Genomic DNA, 5,273 nt, shown 5'->3' on the forward strand with positions numbered 1-5,273 from the left:
ATCTTCTCGTTCGCGCCACCACCATTCTAAACACTGAATTAATAAAATAATTTGTTGTAGATGTAGGTTACTTTCCAAAGGGGGTTCATCACTCCAAAATTCGCCTTCTGGGAAGATTATCTCAGGGTTTACATGAGACTCGACTAGGGGTAAGCTTTCAGCGATAGTCATGGTTTTCCAACAGAGATAGGTTGATAATTAATTATAAACTAAATTTGTTACAGCAGTTAGCAATCAGTCCTCAGCCCTTAACTATTTCACTGTAGATTTATCAATGTTTTAACCTTGCGGATTAGTGCTATCTTGGGGAAGTTGTTGATATTTTTTGTATTCGATTTGACTAAACTAGAGCTACCTTTTCTCTAAAATTAGTAAATATTCGGATTTCATGCCATCAGGATTTTTATTCTTGCGAGATTTGAATAACTGTCTGGTTTTAATTCTATCCTCAAAGACGGTATCAAAAACAAAGCCATTTTCCTGAAAATATTCCTTTAATATTCGCCAAGTTTCTACTTCCACTCCATCCACTTTTGGATTACCCACAAAAATGCAAGCTTTGCCAGCTTGTTTTAATTTTCTGGTGGCATTTTCTAAAGCGTTGATAGTGTGACAAAAATAGGAATCGAGTATTTTATGTAAATTCTCTTTCTCTAAACTCGATCTCACTTGATTTAGGGTTTCAGTTTCGATTAATCTGGTAGCCTGTCGGTAGGGAATTTCTAGCTTAGAGATTTTTTGTACTTCTTTTTCTGTATATCCTAACCAATATAAATCTAGTTTTGCTGTTCTGATATATTCCTGTGCTTGCAGATAGGGGGGGGAACTAATTAAACAATCTAACTCTAGATTTTGCTCGATCTCAAAAGTGGCACTATCTACTCCTCCATAAAAAAGCACTTGATTATAATTATGCCAAGTTACGGTAATATATTGATTAACGCTGGTTAAAGTTTCAAAACTCATATCTTTAATCGTTCGTTTTAATTCCTCTTGCCAATCTCTTTGTAATAGTTCCTGTATATCTGATTTTTTGTATTTCGATTGAAATAATTTAGGTTTGGTATGTTCTGCATAGGAAAACTGTTTACTAACTTTCACTAAAACCGATTGAATAATCTGGGAATACAAATCAGGTTCTAGACTTTTTTGACCTGCCCAAAGTTTCTGCAAAACTGCTAAAATCTCCTCTGGATACCAATAGTTTAAATTTGACCACTGAGGGTTAAATTTATCCTTGCTGGCAAAAACTTCTAAGATTTTTTTATCTAACTCTGAGTAACTCAATGGTTCTTGGTGTTCTGTGATCTTAATCGGAATAATATGGTTTAAAAGATAATTCAGGTCAGTTAAAACCGCATTTCTTTGACAAAGTTTAGCCTCTAAACCCACCGTACCTGAACCGGCAAAAGGATCGATAATCCAATCATCCTTTTTACTGTAATTATCAAGGCAAAATCTCACCACTTGGGGAATAAATTTGGCAGGATAATAATAGATGCTATGGGTTAGATAACTGGTGCTGGTGATTTCTGGTACTAAATCTCGAAACGAAACTAATCGCGGGGTTCCCCGATCAAATTCTTCTAAATTGTTAAAAGCGAAAAGTTCTAACTGCATGATTCGGCTATCAATTCTGCTTAGGGTGGATCGGCCAATTAAAATAAAGATTAAAACCGTAGTCGATCAATATTCTAACTTATCGTCCCTTAACCTAACCGACAACTCAGCTTTTTTGCTTTTTACTTTTTACTTTTTACTTAACGTGATATACTGCCAAAGGAAAAAATGACGTTTTAATTAGTCTGCGTGAATAGCCAATCCTCGACAATTATAGAACAGGTTAGAGTCCTTGACCCCCTGACACAAACCGATCGCATTGCCGATGTCTGGATTGAGGAGGGGGTAATTAAAGCGATCGAATCTCAGCTTCCCCCAAGAGAAAATAGTAACTATATTTCCGGTCAAAACTGTATTTTTGCCCCCGGATTAGTCGATCTCTACAGTCATTCCGGGGAACCCGGCCACGAGGACCGAGAAACCCTCGCATCTTTGCTCAAAGCGGCCACGGCCGGAGGCTGCACCCGGGTGGCAATTCTCCCCAATACTCTCCCACCCCTCGATCACCCCGCACTCATTAGCACATTACAGCAAAAAAGTCAAGGGTTTTTTGACTCAAAATCGGCCCGTCTGCATTTTTGGGCAAGTCTCACCCTAGGAAGACAAGGGCAAAAAATGACGGAATTAGCCGATTTAATGCCTGTAGCGGTGGGTTTTACCGATAATCGCGGTCTGGAAGATTTGGGACTGTTGCGGCGCTTATTGGAATACCTAAAACCCTTCGGTAAAAATATCGCCCTTTCCCCGATAAATCAGCAATTAAAGGGTAATGGAGTCATGCGTGAGGGAGAAACCTCGATTCGCTTCGGTTTACCAGGAGATCCTGCTATTTCCGAAACCACTGCTTTAGCCACAATTTTAGAAATCGTCGGCGAAATTAATACACCTGTTCACCTAATGCGAATTTCTACCCGTCGAGGAGTGGAATTAATTCGCGAGGCAAAAATGCGGGGATTGCCGATAACCGCTAGTGTGACGTGGTTGCATCTCCTCTTAAATACAGGATCGATCGCCAGCTATCATCCCAGTTTACACCTCGCTCCACCCTTGGGCAACGAAAGCGATCGCAAGGCGTTAATTGCGGCAATTAAGGAGGGAATTATCGACGCAATCGCGATCGATCATCGTCCCTATACCTACGAAGAAAAAACCGTCTCTTTTGCAGAAGCACCCCCCGGCGCGATCGGGTTAGAATTAGCTTTACCGCTACTCTGGGAAAAATTAGTAATAACCGGGCAATTATCAGCTTTACAATTATGGCAAGCGCTTAGTCTCAATCCCTGTCATTGTTTACAACAAAAACCGGCATCTCTCAACCCCGGTAATCCCGCAGAAGCAATTCTTTTTCATCCCCAAGCAAGCTGGAAAGTAACAGCAAATAATCTTCACTCCCTCAGTCATAATACTTTCTGGTTAAATCAAACAATTACGGGAAAAGTGTTAGAAATGTGGAATTTTTAAAGGGTGGCCAATTTCTATCTTGAGACTCTCCTAGTTTTTTGGATAATGATCAGCTAGAATTCTAGAGAAAACTAGAGTAATGCCATGGAAAAAGAACTGGTATCGGAAAAGCGCGGTTATCTACTTCGCACGGTGGCAGAAGCTAAAGAAATTGTCCTTAATTGGTTGCGGGAAATAAATTTAGTTAATGCGATTAAATTAGGTTTACCAGAAGTGGATGACAGATATCATATTTGGCGAGTTCCTTTATGTAATGAACAGAAAAAAACCGTTGGGGAAGTGGTGATCGATGCCTACACCACCGAAATTTTAGCCGATAGGACAACCCGGACTGAAATTATTGTCGCTCGTCTGTTAAAACAGGATGAATCTAAATTAGAAACCCGCAAGAAAACCAAAAAAGAATACAAGCTTTCCTCTCTGAGAAATACCATCGGATTTGGTGATTGTAGCGAACTTTTGGAGGAAATGCCAGCAGAAAGTGTTGATTTAATCTTTACCTCACCACCCTATTTTAATGCTCGTCCAGAATATTCAGAATTTGAAGAATACGAAAGCTATCTATTGAAGCTGCGACAGGTGATCAGAAAATGTCATCGAGTTTTGAGTGAAGGACGTTTTTTTGTCATTAATATTTCTCCCGTGCTGTTGCGTCGCGCTTCGCGTAATCAAGCTTCTAAACGTATTGCTGTTCCCTTTGATTTGCATCGAATTTTTATTGAAGAAGGTTACGACTTTATTGATGATATTATTTGGCTAAAACCAGAGGGAGCAGGGTGGGCAACTGGTAGAGGGCGCAGATTTGCCGCCGATCGAAACCCTCTCCAATACAAAACCGTGCCGGTGACTGAATACGTTTTAGTCTATCGTAAACACACGGATTTACTCATCGATTGGCATATTCGCAATCATCCCGATCAAGAAGTAGTAAAAGCCTCAAAAATTGCCGATGGTTATGAACGCACTAATGTTTGGAAGATTAACCCAGTCACTAACTCAAAACATCCCGCCGCTTTTCCCGTAGAATTGGCAGAAAAAGTGATTACCTATTACTCTTTTAAAGGTGATGTGGTTTTAGATCCCTTTGCTGGTTCAGGAACCGTGGGACTAGCGGCCGCTTCTTTAGATAGACGTTTTGTTTTATTCGAGAGTAATTTTAATTATATTGAAATGATACAAAAGCTAATTACTGAAGGCAATCAGGCTGATTTAGACTCAATTATTTGGCTTAATTGTCCGTTATAACACTAACAACAAGCAAGATAAACCCCATGACAGCCAGTAAAAGTCACGCTTATTTTACTCCAAAAGACTATCTAGAAATAGAGAAAATTAGCCCCATTAAACCTGAATATATGCGAGGGCAAATCTTGGCAATGGCTGGGACAAGTAAAGCCTATGTTATCATCACAGGTAAGTAGGTAGGCGTTAAAAATTATCAGATGCCCCCCTTATTAAGGGGGGACTCAGGGGGGATCGGCACACCCCTTATTAAGGGGGGACTCAGGGGGGATCGAACCTAAAATCCATTTTTAATTTAATTATAACCAGCTACTTAATCTTTCAGCCCAACTAATTAACCGTAACCTTTTAGGGGTGAACAGAAGCACTGTATTGGCTAAAAAAAGAAAAAGCTCCCACCATCAAGGTGACAGCTAACTTGATTCTCTATTTGCACTGAATACAATTTAATTTGCTATCAGAATCCTAATGTCTTGGAATTCATGACCGACGCAATAGTTGCAGACAGTTTATTTATGGAATTGGTGAAGTAGGTCGCGAAATTCCGGAAAACTAATCTGATTATCGCGACTTGTATCGGCCTGTTGTAACATAGCTTCGATTTCCTTGTCTGTCACCCCCGGTTCGATCGCCTGAAGACAAGCTTTTAACTCCTCAAGGCTAATTTGTCCAGAGCCATCACTATCGAATAGCTGGAATCTTTCCAATAAAATCCCCTCCTGTTGCTCACGATCGCTCTGACTACTAAAAGATAGACGATCGAAGACCTGAAAAGCACGGGCGATATTTTGCCATAATTGATGGGCCAAAGGACGATGGAGAATCGTTTCCTCCTCCTGACCGGTAACTCCGTACTCCCGACGCAAAGACTCGACAGTTTCCGTTTCCGAGGCCGGCAATTCCGTCAATAAATGCTTGATCGCCTCCCTGGAACTCTTACCGGTTAACAC

The 5,273-nt window shown here is 40.5% G+C and carries 5 protein-coding genes and 1 pseudogene; 3 read left to right on the forward strand and 3 right to left on the reverse strand.

What is annotated here, in order from left to right:
* Window positions 1-171 (reverse strand): annotated as a pseudogene (locus PX484_RS15215) (Uma2 family endonuclease); the annotation flags it as partial.
* 180 nt (window positions 172-351) lie between these two features.
* Window positions 352-1,620: a DNA methyltransferase gene (locus PX484_RS15220; protein ID WP_287669028.1), complete on the reverse strand. Its 1,269-nt coding sequence runs from the start codon at window positions 1,618-1,620 to the stop codon at window positions 352-354.
* 189 nt (window positions 1,621-1,809) lie between these two features.
* On the opposite strand from PX484_RS15220, the gene PX484_RS15225 reads away from it, so the two are divergent.
* The 3 genes from PX484_RS15225 (at window position 1,810) to PX484_RS15235 (ending at window position 4,502) form a co-directional block, all read left to right on the forward strand.
* Window positions 1,810-3,081 (forward strand): dihydroorotase, encoded by a 1,272-nt coding sequence (locus tag PX484_RS15225; RefSeq protein WP_288104532.1) that lies wholly within the window; start codon window positions 1,810-1,812, stop codon window positions 3,079-3,081.
* 84 nt (window positions 3,082-3,165) lie between these two features.
* Window positions 3,166-4,326 carry a DNA-methyltransferase gene (locus PX484_RS15230; RefSeq protein ID WP_288104534.1) on the forward strand — a complete coding sequence of 387 codons (1,161 nt, stop codon included), beginning with the start codon at window positions 3,166-3,168 and terminating at the stop codon, window positions 4,324-4,326.
* A 26-nt stretch (window positions 4,327-4,352) separates the two neighbouring features.
* Window positions 4,353-4,502, forward strand: coding sequence for a hypothetical protein (locus PX484_RS15235; protein WP_287768056.1), 150 nt, complete (start codon window positions 4,353-4,355; stop codon window positions 4,500-4,502).
* A gap of 330 nt (window positions 4,503-4,832) precedes the next feature.
* On the opposite strand, the gene PX484_RS15240 is transcribed toward PX484_RS15235, so the two are convergent.
* A partial coding sequence (locus tag PX484_RS15240; RefSeq protein ID WP_288104536.1) for an EF-hand domain-containing protein occupies window positions 4,833-5,273 on the reverse strand: 441 nt, incomplete at its 5' end.

It is taken from the genome of Microcystis sp. M49636_WE2, assembly GCF_030065375.1.
Taxonomy (GTDB): Bacteria; Cyanobacteriota; Cyanobacteriia; order Cyanobacteriales; family Microcystaceae; genus Microcystis; species Microcystis aeruginosa_C.